At 76.8% G+C, this 15,149-nt stretch carries 14 protein-coding genes; 8 read left to right on the top strand and 6 right to left on the bottom strand.

The window, feature by feature from the left end; all coding sequences use genetic code 11:
• Positions 1-214: 214 nt before the first annotated feature.
• Together ACI8AR_RS00005 and ACI8AR_RS00010 are read left to right on the top strand one after the other, a co-directional pair.
• Positions 215-1,972 (top strand): class I adenylate-forming enzyme family protein, encoded by a 1,758-nt coding sequence (locus ACI8AR_RS00005; protein WP_457049130.1) that lies wholly within the window; start codon positions 215-217, stop codon positions 1,970-1,972.
• A gap of 69 nt (positions 1,973-2,041) precedes the next feature.
• Positions 2,042-3,094 (top strand): potassium channel family protein, encoded by a 1,053-nt coding sequence (locus tag ACI8AR_RS00010; RefSeq protein ID WP_457049556.1) that lies wholly within the window; start codon positions 2,042-2,044, stop codon positions 3,092-3,094.
• Here the strand turns inward: ACI8AR_RS00010 and ACI8AR_RS00015 are convergent.
• Together ACI8AR_RS00015 and ACI8AR_RS00020 are read right to left on the bottom strand one after the other, a co-directional pair.
• Complete coding sequence (locus ACI8AR_RS00015) at positions 3,073-4,593, bottom strand: adenylate/guanylate cyclase domain-containing protein (protein ID WP_457049131.1); 1,521 nt, start codon at positions 4,591-4,593, stop codon at positions 3,073-3,075. The genes ACI8AR_RS00010 and ACI8AR_RS00015 overlap by 22 nt on opposite strands.
• 36 nt (positions 4,594-4,629) lie before the next feature.
• The gene (locus ACI8AR_RS00020) at positions 4,630-4,806 is read right to left on the bottom strand and encodes a hypothetical protein (protein WP_456938690.1); all 177 of its coding nucleotides are present in this window, start codon (positions 4,804-4,806) and stop codon (positions 4,630-4,632) included.
• A gap of 95 nt (positions 4,807-4,901) precedes the next feature.
• Between ACI8AR_RS00020 and ACI8AR_RS00025 the strand changes: the two genes are divergently transcribed.
• Positions 4,902-5,279, top strand: coding sequence for a YybH family protein (locus ACI8AR_RS00025; protein WP_457049132.1), 378 nt, complete (start codon positions 4,902-4,904; stop codon positions 5,277-5,279).
• A 52-nt stretch (positions 5,280-5,331) separates the two neighbouring features.
• Here the strand turns inward: ACI8AR_RS00025 and ACI8AR_RS00030 are convergent, their stop codons facing one another.
• Positions 5,332-6,189 carry an SDR family oxidoreductase gene (locus ACI8AR_RS00030; protein WP_457049133.1) on the bottom strand — a complete coding sequence of 286 codons (858 nt, stop codon included), beginning with the start codon at positions 6,187-6,189 and terminating at the stop codon, positions 5,332-5,334.
• A 235-nt stretch (positions 6,190-6,424) separates the two neighbouring features.
• Between ACI8AR_RS00030 and ACI8AR_RS00035 the strand changes: the two genes are divergently transcribed.
• From ACI8AR_RS00035 to ACI8AR_RS00050, 4 genes are all read left to right on the top strand, one after another.
• Positions 6,425-8,275 carry a BCCT family transporter gene (locus ACI8AR_RS00035; protein ID WP_457049134.1) on the top strand — a complete coding sequence of 617 codons (1,851 nt, stop codon included), beginning with the start codon at positions 6,425-6,427 and terminating at the stop codon, positions 8,273-8,275.
• A gap of 10 nt (positions 8,276-8,285) precedes the next feature.
• Positions 8,286-9,434 (top strand): FUSC family protein, encoded by a 1,149-nt coding sequence (locus ACI8AR_RS00040; RefSeq protein WP_457049135.1) that lies wholly within the window; start codon positions 8,286-8,288, stop codon positions 9,432-9,434.
• A gap of 265 nt (positions 9,435-9,699) precedes the next feature.
• Positions 9,700-10,827: a hypothetical protein gene (locus ACI8AR_RS00045; protein WP_457049136.1), complete on the top strand. Its 1,128-nt coding sequence runs from the start codon at positions 9,700-9,702 to the stop codon at positions 10,825-10,827.
• Positions 10,828-10,893: 66 nt separating this feature from the next.
• Positions 10,894-12,546 carry an FAD-dependent oxidoreductase gene (locus tag ACI8AR_RS00050; protein ID WP_457049137.1) on the top strand — a complete coding sequence of 551 codons (1,653 nt, stop codon included), beginning with the start codon at positions 10,894-10,896 and terminating at the stop codon, positions 12,544-12,546.
• Positions 12,547-12,561: 15 nt separating this feature from the next.
• On the opposite strand, the gene ACI8AR_RS00055 is transcribed toward ACI8AR_RS00050, so the two are convergent.
• On the bottom strand, positions 12,562-13,050 hold the full coding sequence (locus ACI8AR_RS00055) for a TetR/AcrR family transcriptional regulator C-terminal domain-containing protein (protein WP_457049138.1): 489 nt from the start codon (positions 13,048-13,050) through the stop codon (positions 12,562-12,564).
• A gap of 99 nt (positions 13,051-13,149) precedes the next feature.
• On the opposite strand from ACI8AR_RS00055, the gene ACI8AR_RS00060 reads away from it, so the two are divergent.
• Positions 13,150-13,563: a DUF4386 domain-containing protein gene (locus ACI8AR_RS00060; RefSeq protein WP_457049139.1), complete on the top strand. Its 414-nt coding sequence runs from the start codon at positions 13,150-13,152 to the stop codon at positions 13,561-13,563.
• A 6-nt stretch (positions 13,564-13,569) separates the two neighbouring features.
• On the opposite strand, the gene ACI8AR_RS00065 is transcribed toward ACI8AR_RS00060, so the two are convergent.
• Both ACI8AR_RS00065 and ACI8AR_RS00070 read right to left on the bottom strand, forming a co-directional pair.
• The gene (locus tag ACI8AR_RS00065) at positions 13,570-14,016 is read right to left on the bottom strand and encodes an SRPBCC family protein (protein ID WP_457049140.1); all 447 of its coding nucleotides are present in this window, start codon (positions 14,014-14,016) and stop codon (positions 13,570-13,572) included.
• A 98-nt stretch (positions 14,017-14,114) separates the two neighbouring features.
• Complete coding sequence (locus ACI8AR_RS00070) at positions 14,115-15,029, bottom strand: MBL fold metallo-hydrolase (protein WP_457049141.1); 915 nt, start codon at positions 15,027-15,029, stop codon at positions 14,115-14,117.
• Positions 15,030-15,149: the final 120 nt, after the last annotated feature.

A 15,149-nucleotide genomic window follows, 5' to 3' on the forward strand; every position in this document is an offset into this window, starting at 1 on the left:
CCCCCCCCCCCCCCCCCCCCCCCCCCCCCCCCCCCCCCCCCCCCCCCCCCCCCCCCCCCCCCCCCCCCCCCCCCCGCCCCCCCCCCCCCCCCCCCCCCCCCCCCCCCCCCCGCCCCCCCCCCCCCCCCCCCCCCCCCCCCCCCCCCCCGCTGCGTGACAGCGGATGTGAGCTGTACCACGCTGACGAGGCCCTGTTCCGGACGGAAGGACACGCATGACCGCCACGCACCCTGCGCCCACCGACGCCGCGCAGGAGCCCGCCGCCAGCTGGCCGCCGGGTCTGCCCCGCTCGCTGGAGTACCCGCTGGTGCCGGTCGGGTCGATCCTGCGCGCGGCGGTGCGCCGCTGGGGCACGCGGACGGCGTTCGTCGACCACGACGTCGAGCTGACCTTCGAGGAGCTCGGCGCGCGGGCCGCCGCGGTCGCCAACTGGCTGGCCGACCACGGCGTGGGCCGCGGCGACGTCGTCGCGGTGCACATCCCGAACTGCCGCCAGTACCCGGCCGTCTACTACGGCGTGGTGATGGCCGGCGCCGTCTTCTCCCCCACCAACCCGCTGCTGCCCGCCGCCGACCTCGCCGCCCAGCTCACCGACGCCGGCGCCAAGGTCCTGGTCACCTGGGACCAGGTGCTGCCCTTCGTCCGCGGCGCGCTCGAGGCCACGCCGGTGCAGACCGTCGTCGTCACCGGGGAGGCGCACACCCTCGACTTCGCCGCCCGGCTCGAGGGCCTGCAGGCCACCGACGTCGACCTGGCCGACCTGCTGGCCGCCGACCCCACCGACCGGCACCTCGACGCCGGGCTCGACCCGGCCGCCGACCTCGCGCACCTGGCCTACACCGGCGGCACGACCGGGGTGAGCAAGGGCGTGGAGCTGCCGCACCGCAACGTGGTCACCAACGTGCTGCAGTCCTCGTGCTGGACCTCGGGCTCGCTGCCCGAGCTCGACGAGGCCGGGGACGTCACGATCCGCCAGGTGCTCGGCGAGGACGAGTGCCCGACCCGGCTCGGCGAGGCCGTGCTGATCAACCTGACGCCGTGGTTCCACGCCATGGGCGCCATCGGCTACCTCAACGGCATGGTCATGGGCGGCACCACCACCGTGATCCACATGCGCTTCGACCCGGTCAAGTACGTCGAGGACGCGCAGCGGTACCGGGTGACCAGCATCGGCGGCGCCCCGCCGGTGTTCGTGGCGCTGCTGCAGGTGCCAAGCTTCGCCGAGCAGGACTGGTCGCACGTCCGGGGCGTGTCCAGCGGCGCCGCGCCGCTGCCGGTGTCGCTGATCGAGCGGCTGCAGGCGCTGCTGCCCAACGCGGTCATCGGCGAGGGCTACGGGCTGACCGAGGTCACCATGATGGCCACCGGCAACCCGACGTTCCGCTCGGGCACCCGCAAGGCCGGCACGGTCGGCGTGCCGATCTTCGACACCGAGATCACCATCCGGCCCCTGGGCGGCGGCGACCCGCTGCCCGCCGGCGAGCGCGGCGAGGTGTGCATCCGCGGCCCGCAGGTCATGCGCGGCTACGCGCACCGGCCCGAGGCCACCGCCGAGGCGATCGACGCCGACGGCTGGTTCCACAGCGGCGACGTCGGGATCCTCGACGAGGACGGCTTCCTGGCGATCGTCGACCGCACCAAGGACATGCTGCTCTACAAGGGCTACAACGTGTTCCCGCGCGAGCTGGAGGAGATCCTCTTCGGCGTGCCGGGCGTGGCCGGCGCCGCGGTCGTCGGCCGGCCCGACGAGGCGGCCGGGGAGCTGCCGGTGGCCTACGTCGTCCGCAAGGCCGACGACGCCGGCGCGGCCCTGACCGCCGAGTCGGTGATGGCCACGGTCAACGACCGGGTCACCCACTACAAGCGGCTGCGCGACGTCGTGTTCATCGACGCCATCCCCGTGTCGGCGGCGGGCAAGGTCCTCAAGCGCGAGCTGGCCGCCCGCGAGCGCGAGGCGGTGACCGGCGGCTGACCCGATCGGGGCGGTGCGCGCCGGCATCCCGGTGCGCACCGCCCCTGCTCGCTATCGTCGCCGGACGTGATGGGCGGACACGGGCCGGGCGACGACCCGCACACCGGGGTGCAGATCGCGCACGTCGAGCAGTCCCCGGTCCGCCAGGTGTGGCAGCGGGTCGTGCTGGCGGCGTTCTTCCTCGCCCTGACCGTGTTCATCGTCTGGCTGGACCGCGACTCCTACCGCGACGGCGACGAGGTCGGCATCTCGCTGCTCGACGCGATCTACTACTCCACGGTCACCCTCTCGACCACCGGCTACGGCGACATCACGCCGATCACCGAGGGCGCGCGGCTGGTGAACATCCTGTTCATCACGCCGCTGCGCGTCATGTTCCTGATCGTCCTCATCGGCACCACGCTCGAGGCGCTCACCGCGCGCTCGCGCGAGGAGTTCCGGATCCGACGCTGGAGGTCCCGCGTGCGTCAGCACGTCATCGTGTGCGGCTACGGCACCAAGGGCCGCAGCGCCGTCCGCTCACTGCGGGCCACCGGCACGCCGCTGGAGAACATCGTCATCGTCGACGGCGACCAGCGGGCCATCGACGAGGCCAACTCGATCGGCCTCACCGGCATCGTCGGCGACGCCGGGCGCACCGACGTGCTGCGCCGGGCGCACGTCGAGCGGGCCCGCGCGGTGATCGTGGCGGCCAACCGCGACGACGCCTCGGTGCTGATCACCCTCACCGTCCGGCAGCTCAACCCGAGCGTGCCGATCACCACCTCCGTGCGCGAGGAGGAGAACGCGCAGCTGCTGCGCCAGTCCGGCGCCGACACCGTCATCACCACCTCGGCGACGTCGGGCCGGCTGCTGGGCCTGTCCACCGACAGCCCGCGGGTGGTCTCGGTGGTCGAGGACCTGCTCACCGGCGGGCAGGGCCTGGACCTCTCCCAGCGCGTGGTGTCCTCCGGCGAGGTCGGCCTGGGTCCGCGCGACCTGCGCGACATCGTGCTGTCGGTGACCCGCGGCGGGCGCACGCTGCGCTTCGACGACCCGCTCATCGGCACGCTGCAGAGCGAGGACGTGCTCGTCGTCGTCCGCTCGCACGGCCCCGACGGTCAGGTGTTCGCGCGCACGTAGGTGCGGGTCGGCTCGCCGCGGCCGCGCAGCTCCACCTCGGCGTCGGGCACCCAGTGCACGGCCTCGCCGCCGCCGGCGGCCCGGACGGCGGCCTCGCTGGCCACCGCCCGCCCCGGCCGGTCCTTGGCCAGCTCGGTGAGCCGGGCGGCCTCGTTCACCGGGTCGCCGATCACCGTGTACTCCAGCCGGCTGGCGGTGCCCACCTGCCCGGCCCACGCCGGCCCGCAGGCCACGCCGACGCCGACGTCGACCTCCCCGGCGCGCGCGACGTCGTCGCAGATCCGGCGGGCGGCGCGCAGCGCGGCGCCGGAGGCGTCCGGGTGCCCGGTGGGCGCCCCGAACACGCACAGCGCGGCGTCGCCCTCGAACTTGTCCACCAGCCCGCCCTCGGCCTCGACCGCGTCGACGACCACGGCGAAGAACCGGTTGAGCAGGCCGACCATCCCCTCCGGGCCGGTGCGCCGCACGAGCGCGGTCGACCCGACGACGTCGACGAACAGCGCCGCCACCGGCCGCAGCTCCCCGCCCAGGGAGGCGCCCTCGGCCAGCGCCCGCGCGGCGACCGTCGTCCCGACGTGCCGGCCGAACAGGTCGCGCAGCCGCTCGCGCTCGGCGAGCCCCGCGGCCATCGTGTTGACGCCCTCCTGCAGCAGGCCGATCTCGCCGGCGTCGTCGACGGTGACGCTCGCGGTGTAGTCCCCGGCACCGACCCGCTGCACCACCTGCCGCAGGTCGCGCAGCGGCTGCCCGACCGCGCGCGCGGTGAGCAGGGTGGCCAGCCCGCCGACGAGCACGGCGACGACGGCGAGGAAGACGACGGCGGAGCGGCCGGGCCCGCCGGGGTTGCTCGGGTCGGCGAACAGCAGCACGACGCCGAGCAGCGGGACCGCGCTGGTCAGGCCCCAGGTGAGCAGCAGGCGCGGGCGCACGCCGAGGGCGAGCCGGCCGGCCGGCGGGTGCGCGGCCAGCGCGCGGGTGGTGAGCGCGCGGGCGGCGCGGGCGACGAGCAGGTAGACGACGCCGGCGGTGACCGCGCCGCCGAGCAGCGCGACGACGCCGACCCGCAGGCCGACCAGCGGTTCGGGGAAGGTGACCGCCGCGACGGCGCCGGCGAGGACCGCGCCGGCCAGCCACACGACGGCGGCGATCAGCGCGGCGTCCACCGGCAGCCGCAGCGCGCGGGCGGCCTCGGCCGGGGTGGGGTCGCGGCCGGCGAGCAGCCAGGCGGTGGTGGCCCGCTGCCGGCGCAGCCCGGCGAGGGTGGCCGCGGGCAGCGCGACGAGCAGGTAGGCCAGCGCGGCGAGCAGGGTGGGACCGCGGCCGGCGTCGTCCCCGTCGTCGGAGACGCCGAGCAGCAGCAGGGTGACCGTGCCGACGCCGACCAGGTCGGCGACGACGACCAGCGCGACGATGAGCGGGACGGCGAGCCGGCCGCTCGGGGCCCAGGCCAGCACGTCCTCGGCGCGGCGGGCGGCCGTGCGGGCGCTGTCCGGGATCACGGGAGGCTCAACGACCCCGGCGGGGCCGGGACACGGTCAGACCGGCAGGGCGGCGAGTTCGGCGGCCAGGCGGGCGTCGGACAGGACGAGGTCGGCGGCGGTGGTGTGCCAGCCGGCCACCAGCAGCAGGGGCCAGGGGCGCTCGTCGTCGGCCGAGGCGGTGGCCGCGACCAGGCCGGCCTGCGCCACGGCGCGGCACGCGATCGGGTTCACACCCCGGGGATCGGCACCGGCACGGACGGGGTGCAGCCGGGCGGCGGACCTCACCCCGGGGGATGAGATCGGCGGCCCCGGGCGGTCTGCCCTGCATGGACTCCGACGAGGTGCAGGTCCGCCGGGTGCTGGCGGCGTGGGCGCAGGCCGTGCGGCGCGCCGACGTGGACGCGGTGACCGCGGTGCACACCGACGACGTCGTGCTGTTCGACGTCCCGCCGCCGATGGTGGTGACCGGGATCGGCGACTACCTGCGGCAGTGGCGGCTGTTCTGGGACGCGCAGGGCGAGGGGCTGTTCGACGTCTCCGGGCTGACCGTGGTCGCCGGGGACGGCGTCGCCTTCGCGCACGGCCTGCTGCGGGTCGGCGCGGCCGGGACCGAGGGCTTCGACGTGCGGCTGACCGTGGGCCTGCGCCGGGTGGAGGGGCGCTGGCTGGTCAGCCACGAGCACCACTCGGTGCCCGCGGACTGAGTCGTCGCCGCTCCCGGCGGCCGCCCGGGTCCGACCCGGGCGGCCGTGGGGCTCAGGCGCGGGCGGCGCGGACGGCGTCGGCGAGCGGGGTCACGGGCCGCCCGAGCAGGGCGGCGAGGTCGGCGTCGCCGGTGTCGAGCTCGCCGTCGGCGATCGAGGTGTCGAGAGCGGCGACGAACCCGGCGGTGCCGGCGTCGAGGCCGGCGCCCTGCAGGGTCGCGACGAGCTCGTCGGCCGGCAGGTCGCGGTAGCGGACCGTCGTCCCGGTGGCCTCGGTGACGGCGGCCGCGAGCTCGGCGAGGGTCACGCCGGGCCCGCCGACCTCCAGGACGACGGTGCCCTCCTCGTCGGCCAGCAGCGCGGCCGCGGCGGCGACGGCGTAGTCGTCCCGTGGGGCGATCGACACCCGGCCCTCCCCCGCGGCGCCGACGATCTCCCCGGTGGCGAGGTACCGGTCGAGCTGCGCGGTGTAGTTCTCGAGGTACCAGCTGTTGCGCAGGACGGTCGCCGGGACGTCCGCCTTGAGCAGCACCTCCTCGGTCCCGCGGTGCTCGGGGGCGAGCGGGTTGGCCGAGGTGTCGGCGTGCGCGATCGACGTGTAGACGATCCGCTGCACCCCGGCGGCCACCGCCGCGTCGATGACGGCCTCGTGCTGGGCGACCCGCCGCCCCGGCTCGCTGCCGGAGACCAGCAGCAGCCGGTCGACGCCGGCCAGGGCCGCGGGCAGGGTGTCCGGCCGCGAGTAGTCGCCGTGGCGGACCTGCACGCCGCGGCCGGCCAGCTCGGCGGCGGCCTCGGGACGGCGGACGACGGCGACGACGTCGGACGCCGGGACGCCGCGGTCGAGCAGCTCCTCGACGGCGCGGCGGCCGAGGTGGCCGGTGGCTCCGGTGACGGCGTAGGTGGTCATGCGGGCGCTCTCCTCGTGCAGGGACGATGTGCTTGCAGGTTCAACAACCCGGCGGCCCGTCCGCGTCATCCCGCCCGGCGGCGCCGGTCCCGGATTGCGACTCCGGCGGGCTGCACCGAGGCTGGGGACCGCGGGCCTGCGTGCTGACCGTGCGCGCACTCCTCCCCGCCGGGGACAGGGTCCCTCAGCAGCCGACCGAACGGAGGGACGTCCGCGCCTGCGCGGACACAGACCAGTGATCCCCACCGCATCGTCCGGACACACCGACGAGAAGGCCGGACCGGCCCTCGTCCCGTCCCCCGCAGACCCGCACCCCGCCATCGCCGAGCCCCCTCCCCCGGCGGCCGACGCGCACGGCCGGCTCGACCGCGTCGTCTTCACCGTCGCCGCGGTCCTGGCGCTGGCGTTCGTCGCCTGGGGGTTCGTCAGCCCGGCCGGCCTGGGCTCGGCCAGCAGCAGCGCGCTGGTCTGGATCGAGTCCAACCTGGGCTGGCTGTTCGTGACGCTGGCCTCGGCGTTCGTCGTCTTCGTGCTGTGGCTGGCGGCCAGCCGGTACGGCCGCATCCCGCTCGGCCGCGACGACGAGACGCCGGAGTTCCGCACCGTCTCGTGGATCGCGATGATGTTCAGCGCCGGGATGGGCATCGGGCTGATGTTCTACGGCGTCGCCGAGCCGCTCGCGCACTACGTCACCCCGCCCCCGCGCACGGTGGCCGCGGAGAGCCCCGAGGCCGTGCAGACCGCCATGGCCACGACGCTGTTCCACTGGACCCTGCACCCCTGGGCGATCTACGCCGTGGTGGGGCTGGCCATCGCCTACGGCACGTTCCGCCGCGGCCGCCGGCAGCTGGTCAGCGCGGCGTTCGAGCCCCTGTTCGGCCGGCGCCGCACCGAGGGCTGGGCCGGCCGGGTCGTCGACGTCCTGGCCATCTTCGCCACGCTGTTCGGCTCGGCGGCCTCGCTGGGGCTGGGCGCGCTGCAGATCGGCAGCGGCGTGGAGATCCTGGGCTGGGCCGGGGAGGTCGGCAACGGCGTCCTGGTCGGGATCATCGCCGTGCTGACCGCCGCGTTCGTCGCGTCCGCGGTCTCCGGTGTCGCCCGGGGCATCCAGTGGCTGTCCAACGTCAACATGGTGCTCGCCGTCGTCCTCGCCCTGTTCGTGTTCGTGGCCGGGCCGACCGTGCTGATCCTCAACCTGGTCCCCGGTGCGGTCGGCAGCTACGTCGCCGACCTCGCCCGGATGGCCGCCCGCACCGAGGCCAGCGGCGGCCCGGCGACGGCGGAGTGGCTGCGCGGCTGGACGGTCTTCTACTGGGCCTGGTGGATCTCGTGGACGCCGTTCGTCGGCCTGTTCCTCGCCCGGATCAGCCGCGGCCGCACCATCCGCCAGTTCGTCTCCGGCGTCCTGCTGGTGCCGAGCGCGGTGAGCCTCGTGTGGTTCGTCGTCTTCGGCGGGGCGGGCATCGCCGCGCAGCGGTCCGGCGCGGACGTCGCCGGGCAGGCCACCTCCGAGGGGCAGCTGTTCGGCGTGCTGGAGCAGTACCCCGTGGCCACCGTCACGACGGTGCTGGTCATGGTGCTGGTGGCGATCTTCTTCGTCTCCGGGGCCGACGCCGCCTCGATCGTCATGGGTTCGCTGTCCGAGCGGGGCACGCTGCGGCCGCGCCGCGGGACGGTGGTGTTCTGGGGCGTGGTCATGGGCGCCGTCGCGGCGGTGATGCTGCTGGTCGGCGGCGGCGAGGCGCTCACCGGCCTGCAGAACCTGACGATCATCGCGGCGCTGCCCTTCGCGCTGGTCATGGTCGGCCTGGCCGTCTCGCTCGCCAAGGACGTGCGCACCGACCCCATGGTGCTGCGCCGCACCTACGCCGTGGAGGCGGTCGAGCAGGCCGTCGTCGACGGCATCAGCCGGCACGGCGAGGACTTCGCGCTGGTCGTGGAGGCCGGCGGGGACGACACGCCGGGGGTCCCGTCGGTGCGGGTCACCGGGAACACGGCCGGGCACCCGCCCGTGGGCGACACGGCCGGGCCCGCGCCCGCGGGCGACGGCGCGGGACCCGCCGCCCGGGCGCGGCCGGGCGGGTAGCCGCACCGCGGTGCGGATCCCGGGGACGGGGGCCCGGACGGGCGAGCTGCTGCTGCGGCCCTGGGTGCAGCGTGCGGTGCGGGCGGCGCTGGCCGCCGCGCTCGCGTGGCAGGTGGCGGTCCTGCTGCCGCCGCCGTTCGCCCAGTACGCGTACTACGCGCCGCTCGGCGCGGTCATCGCGGTGCACCCGACGGTCGCCGACTCCGCGGCCGCGGCCTGGCGGACGGTGCTGGCCATCCTGCTGGGCTTCGGCCTGGGCGTCACGGTGCACCAGCTCACCGCCGAGGCGCTGCCCGGCGCGCTGACCATCGCGCTGATCGTCGCGCTGGCGGTCGGCGTCGAGCAGTGGCGGGTGCTGCAGGAGCACGCGAGCTGGGTGAGCTTCGCCGCCGTCCTGATGCTCACCGTCGGGACGGCGGCCGACCCCGCGCGCTACGCCGTCGCCTACGCCGGGCTGACGCTGCTCGGCGCGGCGACCGGCGTCCTGGTCACCACCGTGCTGTTCCCGCCGATGCAGCTCACCGCGGCCGTCCGGGCGATCGCGACCACCCGGGCGCTGCTGGCCCGGCACCTGCACGACATCGCCGGCGGGCTGCGGCACGGCGAGCTGCCCGCGCCGGGGGCGTGGGTGCGGCCCCGGCGGGACCTGGACGCCGCGCTGGACCGGATGCGCGCGGCCGAGGCCGTCGTCGAGCGCGCCCGGCGGGCCAACCCGCGGGCCCGGCGCTGGGGCGGCACCGCCGCGCGGGTCCGGGACCAGTCGCGGGCCCTGGACCGGGTCGCCGTCCTCGTCGACGACCTGACCACGCTCGTGGCCCACCTGCCCCCGGACCGCCGCGGCATCGACCGCATCGACGGCGGCACCGGCTGGCTGCTCGCCGACGCGCTCGACGGCCTCGCCCTGGTGGTGAGCGCCGCCGCCACTCCTGCGGGCGCCGGGGACGGCGCGGTCCGCGAGGCCGGCGCCGCGCTGCGGCGGCTCACCGCGCTGCTCCGCGAGTCGGCGGCGGCCGACGACGAGGGGTTCGTCGCGCTCGGCGCGGTCGCCGTCGGCATGTACCGGTCGCTGGACACGCTGCAGGCCGGCCCCCGGCGGGACGGACCGGTGCGCTCCCCGCGGACGCCCGGCGCCGGGCAGCGGGTGCCCGGCGACGCCTGACCGGCGGCCCGCAAGGCCGGGCTGTCGGGCGTGCTGGCGGCCTGGCGGCAGGGACGGGTCCCGTGCGGGAGTACCCCGCCGGCACCCCGGCGCCCTGACCTGCCCGGTGCCCCGGCGCGGACCGGCCGCTTACCGGTGCGCGTGGCGCGTGCGGGGCGTGCCGCCACGCCGCCGAGCCAGGAACGGGCGACTGGGGGGCTGGACCGCCGCCGCACCCTCCCCCTGGGATGAGCCGCGCCGGACTCCCGAGACCGTGGAGGACGCTGTGCACCCGCCCCCGATCCCCCGCCGCCACGCGCTGGCCGGCGCCCTCCTCGCCGCCGGCCTGGCGGGGCTGCTGCCCACGTCCCCCGCCTCCGCCGGAGCGACGGGACCGACGCCCCCGGCGGCCGCACCGCCGGCGGTCGAGGCGCCGGCCCCCTACGTCGCCCAGGCGGTCTGCCACCCCGCGCCCAAGCCCGGCACTCTCGACCTGGCCGACGCGCTGCTGACCCACTACGGCGCCGGCAGCGTCGGGATCTCCCGCGAGTGCGCCGTCGGCGGGCCCAGCGAGCACAAGGAGGGCCGCGCGCTCGACTGGATGCTCGACGCGGGCGTGCCGGCGCAGCGGGCTGTCGCCGCGGAGTTCCTGGCGTGGCTGACGGCGCCCGGCCCCGACGGGGAGCCCGGCTACGCGGCACGGCGGCTCGGCGTCATGTACGCCATCTGGGACCGCGAGATCTGGTCGCCGGCCAGGGGGTGGCAGCCCTACGACGGCGCCAGCCCACACACCGACCACGTGCACGTCTCGCTGTCGTGGGCCGGCGCGATGCGCGCCACCTCGTGGTGGACCGGCGTCGCCGCCCGCGTCGACACCGGCCCGTGCACGCCCGCCCCGGCGCCCGGTGACCTGCCGCCGTGCGCCCCCGGCGCCCAACAGCCCGCGCCGAGCACCACCGCGGCCGCCGAGCCGCGGGAGGACGCCGGCGGACCCGACGGCGAGGCCCGCGCGCTGGCCGAGCTCGCGGCGCTGCGGGAGGAGTCGCTGGCCCGGGTGCCGCTCGACGGCCGGTGGGTCGCCCAGCTCGCGTCCAAGGACGTCGGCATCACCGATCCGCTGCAGACCGCACAGGACGGCTCGCACACCTTCTCCGCCGTCGACGTCCTCGCCGAGAGTCAGGCGGGGCTCGCGACGGTGACCGACCCGTCGGCGCTGTACGTCCTGCAGGGCACCGACTTCGGCCGGCGCTCCACCGCACCCGACGGCGACCCGTACTGGATCACCGTGGTCGACGCCGCGTTCGCCGCGCAGGCCGACGTCGAGGCCTGGTGCTCGGCCACCTACCCCCAGCTGGACGGCGCGGAGCTGACCAACGCCTGCCTGCCGCGGCGGCTCACTCCGCCGCACGGCTGACCCCGGCCGGTCCCGGGTCCCTCGACCCTGGGCCGCGCGGGTGCCGGCTCCCTACGCTGCGCGCGCATGAGCGGTCCGGTGCTGATCGCCGTCGACGACCCGGCCCTGCTGGGCGCCGTCGAGCGGGAGCTGTGCGGCCGGTACGAGCGGGACTACCGCGTGCTGTGCCGGGGGTCGGCGGGCGAGGCGCTCGCCCTGCTCGACGAGCTCGCGGGCGCCGGCGAGGAGGTCGCCCTGGTGCTCGCGGGCGAGACGGTCGGGGACGTCTCCGGCACGGAGCTGCTGGCTGAGGTGCGCGGCCGGTTCCCGCACGCCGAGCGCGCCCTGCTCGTCCCGTGGGCGCACGTCGGGGACCCGGGGACCGGGGACGCGGTCCTCGAGGCGATCGCCCGCGGGCGCATCGACCACTACCTGGTGCGCCCGTCGCCGCCGCCGGACGAGCAGTTCCACCAGGCGGTGTCGGGCTTCCTGCTCGCGTGGGCGCAGGCGCGGCGCCGCGCGCCGCACACCATCGACGTCGTCGGCGAGACCTGGACCGGCCGGGCGTACGAGCTGCGGGAGGTGCTGGGCCGCTGCGCCATGCCGCACCGCTTCTGCCTGGCCGACTCCGCGGAGGGCCGCGCCCTGCTCGCCGATGCACGGGAGCGCCGGCTGCCGCTGCTGGTCATGCCCGACGGGAGGGTCCTCGAGGACCCCACCGACCTCGACATCGCGCGGTCGGCGGGGACGGCGATCGACCCGTCCGGCGACCGGTACGACCTGGTGATCGTCGGGTGCGGGCCGGCCGGCCTGTCCGCCGGCGTCTACGGCGCCTCCGAGGGGCTGCGCACGATCGTCGTCGACTCCGGCAGCATCGGCGGCCAGGCCACCTCCAGCTCGGCGATCCGCAACTACCTGGGCTTCCCCCGCGGCGTGACCGGCGGGGAGCTGGCGCGCCGCGCCTACGAGCAGGCCTGGCTGTTCGGCGCCCGGTTCGCCTTCATGCAGGAGGTCACCGACCTGGCGCGGGAGTCCGACGGCATCGTCGTCTCGCTCGACACCGGCGGGGTCGTGGTGGCCCGCGCGGTGGTCCTCGCGCCCGGCGCCAGCTACCGCCGTCTCGGGGTGGAGTCGCTGGAGGCGCTGCGCGGGGCCGGTGTCTCCTACGGCGCCGCGGCGTCGGAGGCCCCGCTGGTGGCGGGCGAGGAGGTCTACGTCGTCGGGGGCGCCAACTCGGCCGGGCAGGCGGCCCTGTACCTGGCGCGGTTCGCGAAGCGGGTCACGCTCGTGGTGCGGGCGGCGTCGCTGGACGCCGGGATGTCGCACTACCTCGTGCGCCAGGTCGAGGGGACGCCCGGCGTCGAGGTGCGGACCGGCACCGAGGTCGTCGGCGGGGGCGGCGACGGCCGGCTGGACCACCTCGTGCTGCGGGACCGCGCGAGCGGCGCGGAGGAGACGGTGGACGCCCAGGCGCTGTTCCTCATGATCGGCGCCCGGCCGCACACCGACTGGCTGCCGCCGGCCGTCGAGCGCGACCCCGCGGGCTTCGTCATGACCGGGCAGGACGTGAGCGCCGGCGCCGTCCGCGCCCTCGGCCGTCCCCCGCTGCCGCTGGAGACCAGCCTCCCCGGCGTCCTCGCGGCCGGCGACGCCCGGCACGGGTCGGTCAAGCGCGTGGCCTCCGCCGTCGGCGAGGGCTCGATCGCGATCCGGCTGGTCCACCAGCTGCTCGCCGTCTGAGCCCCCGCGCACCCGTCAGGACGGCGAGCTGCGCCAGCCGCGCGCGTGCAGCCGCTCGGCGCCGTCGAGCAGCAGGTCCAGGGCGAAGGCGAACTCGAAGTCCTCGTCGCAGCCCTGGCCGACGCCGGACAGGTCGCCGCCGGTGGCCGCCGTGGCGATCTCCAGCACGTGCGGGAACCGCCGCGCGAACTCGGCCGCCATCGCCTGCCGCTCCTCCGGCGTGGGCTCGGGGGCGGCGTCGCGCGGCTCCTCGAACAGCTCGGGGCTGAAGCCCCGGATGCGGTTGCCGAGGGTGTGCACGAGGTGGTGGGTGAGGTCGACGGAGAACCCGCCGGCGCGGAAGGTGCCGGCGACGGCGCCCGTGTGGCCGAGGACGGCCGGCGTCCGGTGGGTGCGCGACTCGATCGCCTGCCGCGCCCAGGCGTGCCGCAGCACGGCCCGGCGGGCGGAGAGCAGCCGCTGCCGGACCGCGCTGCTGGAGGTCGTGCTCGTCGCGTCCTGCACCGGCACCGCGGTCGCGGCGTACCCGGTCGTCGAGCGGCACGGCCGGGCGCTGGCCCTCGGCTACGTCTGCGGGCGGCTGCTCGGGCGGCGGTGATCGTCGTGGGGATCGTCAGCGTGCTGGCGGTGGTCACGCTCAGGTCGGCCGACGACGACGCGTCGCCGGTCGCCGTCGCCCGTGGACCGGTGGCGCTGCACGACGCGACGTTCCTCGTCGGCCCCGGCCTGGTCATCGGCGTCACCACGCTGCTGCTGGCCGTGCTGGTGTACCGGGGCGGTGTGGCGCCGCGGTGGATCGCGGGAACCGGCCTGGTCGGCGGGCCGCTGGTGTTCCTCTCGTCGACCGCCGTGCTGTTCGGCGTCTACGAGCAGGTCTCGGTGTGGGGGTTCCCCGGCGCCGTCCCGGTCACCGTCTGGGAGATGGGTCTCGCGGTGTCCCTGGTCGCCCGGGGCTTCCGGCGGCCGGCGTCCCCCGCGCGGCCCGGGTCCGCCCGGCCGGTGCCGGTCCCGGCCTGACGCCGGTCAGCGCGCCTCCAGCACCGCCCGCAGCCGGGCGAGGTCGGCGCGGTTGGCCCGGCGGACGGCGGCGGACACGAGCGGCGCCGCCCAGCGGGAGAACCCGTGCGGCCGGCCGCGGTTGCGCAGCGTCATCCGGGTCCGGCCGTCGCCCAGCGCCTCCCAGGTGTAGGTCGTCTCCATGGGGAAGGGCCCCTGCGCCGTCCGCATGACCAGCCGCTCGCCGGGCACGAGCTCGGTGACCTCGTAGGTGTAGGCGAGCCGGCGGCCGAGGAAGCGGGCGACGAAGTCCATCCGGGACCCGACCGCCACCGGTGGCGCGGTCCGCCACTCGACCGAGTCGATGTTCGCGTACCACCCGGGGGCGTTCGTGGGGTCCCCGGCGTAGGCGGCCACCTCCGCCCGGGGACGGCCGATGACCGTCTCAGTACGGACGTCCACCTCCCGGCCCACGCTCCGCATGGTCCCGTCGCACCGGGCCGGGCGCGAGGGACCGGCCGCCGGCCGGAGCCGCCCGGGGGTCCCGCGGCCACGGGACCCCCGGGGTGCGGCTACGGGCTCGGGACGGTCTCGCCCGCCGGCGAGCTGGGCCGTCGCGGCGTCGGCGGGGACACGCCCGGCCCCTGCGGGCCGGGCGCCGCCGGGGTCGCGGGGACCTGCTCGCCGGCGCGCTGCGCCTGCGCCATCGCCTTGATCATGTCGGCGAACTGCTCGGAGTCCGGCGGCACGAACCGCTCGGCGGTGGGGACCCGCGCCAGCACCCGGAGGAACTCCTCCAGTTCCGTCCCGCTCGCGACGGGCAGGTGCGAGGAGAAGATCCGCCGGGGCTCGATCTGCCGGACGCGGTCGAGGACCCGGCCGAACTCGGCCTCGTCCGTGATGTGCACCCAGGGCGAGTCCGACGTGGCCCAGCCGATCATGCCGCCGGCGAGCGCCTCCGGGGACACGTCGGCCGCGTCCTGCGTGGGCTCGGGCAGCAGCGCCCCGAAGGCGTCGACGGTGAACAGCGCCCCGGTGGAGCGGTCCAGGACGCCGAGGGACGTGGGGTTGTCGAACAGCGGCGGGGCGACCACGGTGAGCGTGCGGTCCCCCACGTGGATCTCGTCGCCGGCCCGGATGGCGTGCACCCGCTCCATCGGGACGGGCCACCAGGTCGACATGCGCAGGGCGGAGAACGCGTGGGTGACCAGCGTCGCGTCCGGCGCCGCCTCCACGACCCGCTGGAGGTTGCCGGTGTGGTCGGCGTCGTCGTGGGTGAGCCAGATCCACCTCAGGGTCCGCGGGTCGATGATCGAGCTCAGCGCGTCGAGGAACTGGTCGGCGTCGACGGCGATGCCGCTGTCGACCAGGACCGGCTCCTCGGCCGTGATCAGGTAGGCGTTGATCGGGAGGACGCCGACGCCCGGCAGGGAGAGGTTGGTGGGCAGGACGTGGACGTCGGCCTGACCTCGGTAGGGGCTGTCCATGGGACGCCTCCTCGGCCGCGCTCGGTGGCCGCCTCCTCGGCCGCCCCGAACGTAGGGCGGCTCCCCGGCACCCACCAGGGACCTTGTCCCCCGGGCGCGGCTGGACGAGGCCGGCTAGAC

The organism is Geodermatophilus sp. SYSU D01036, from assembly GCF_054050435.1.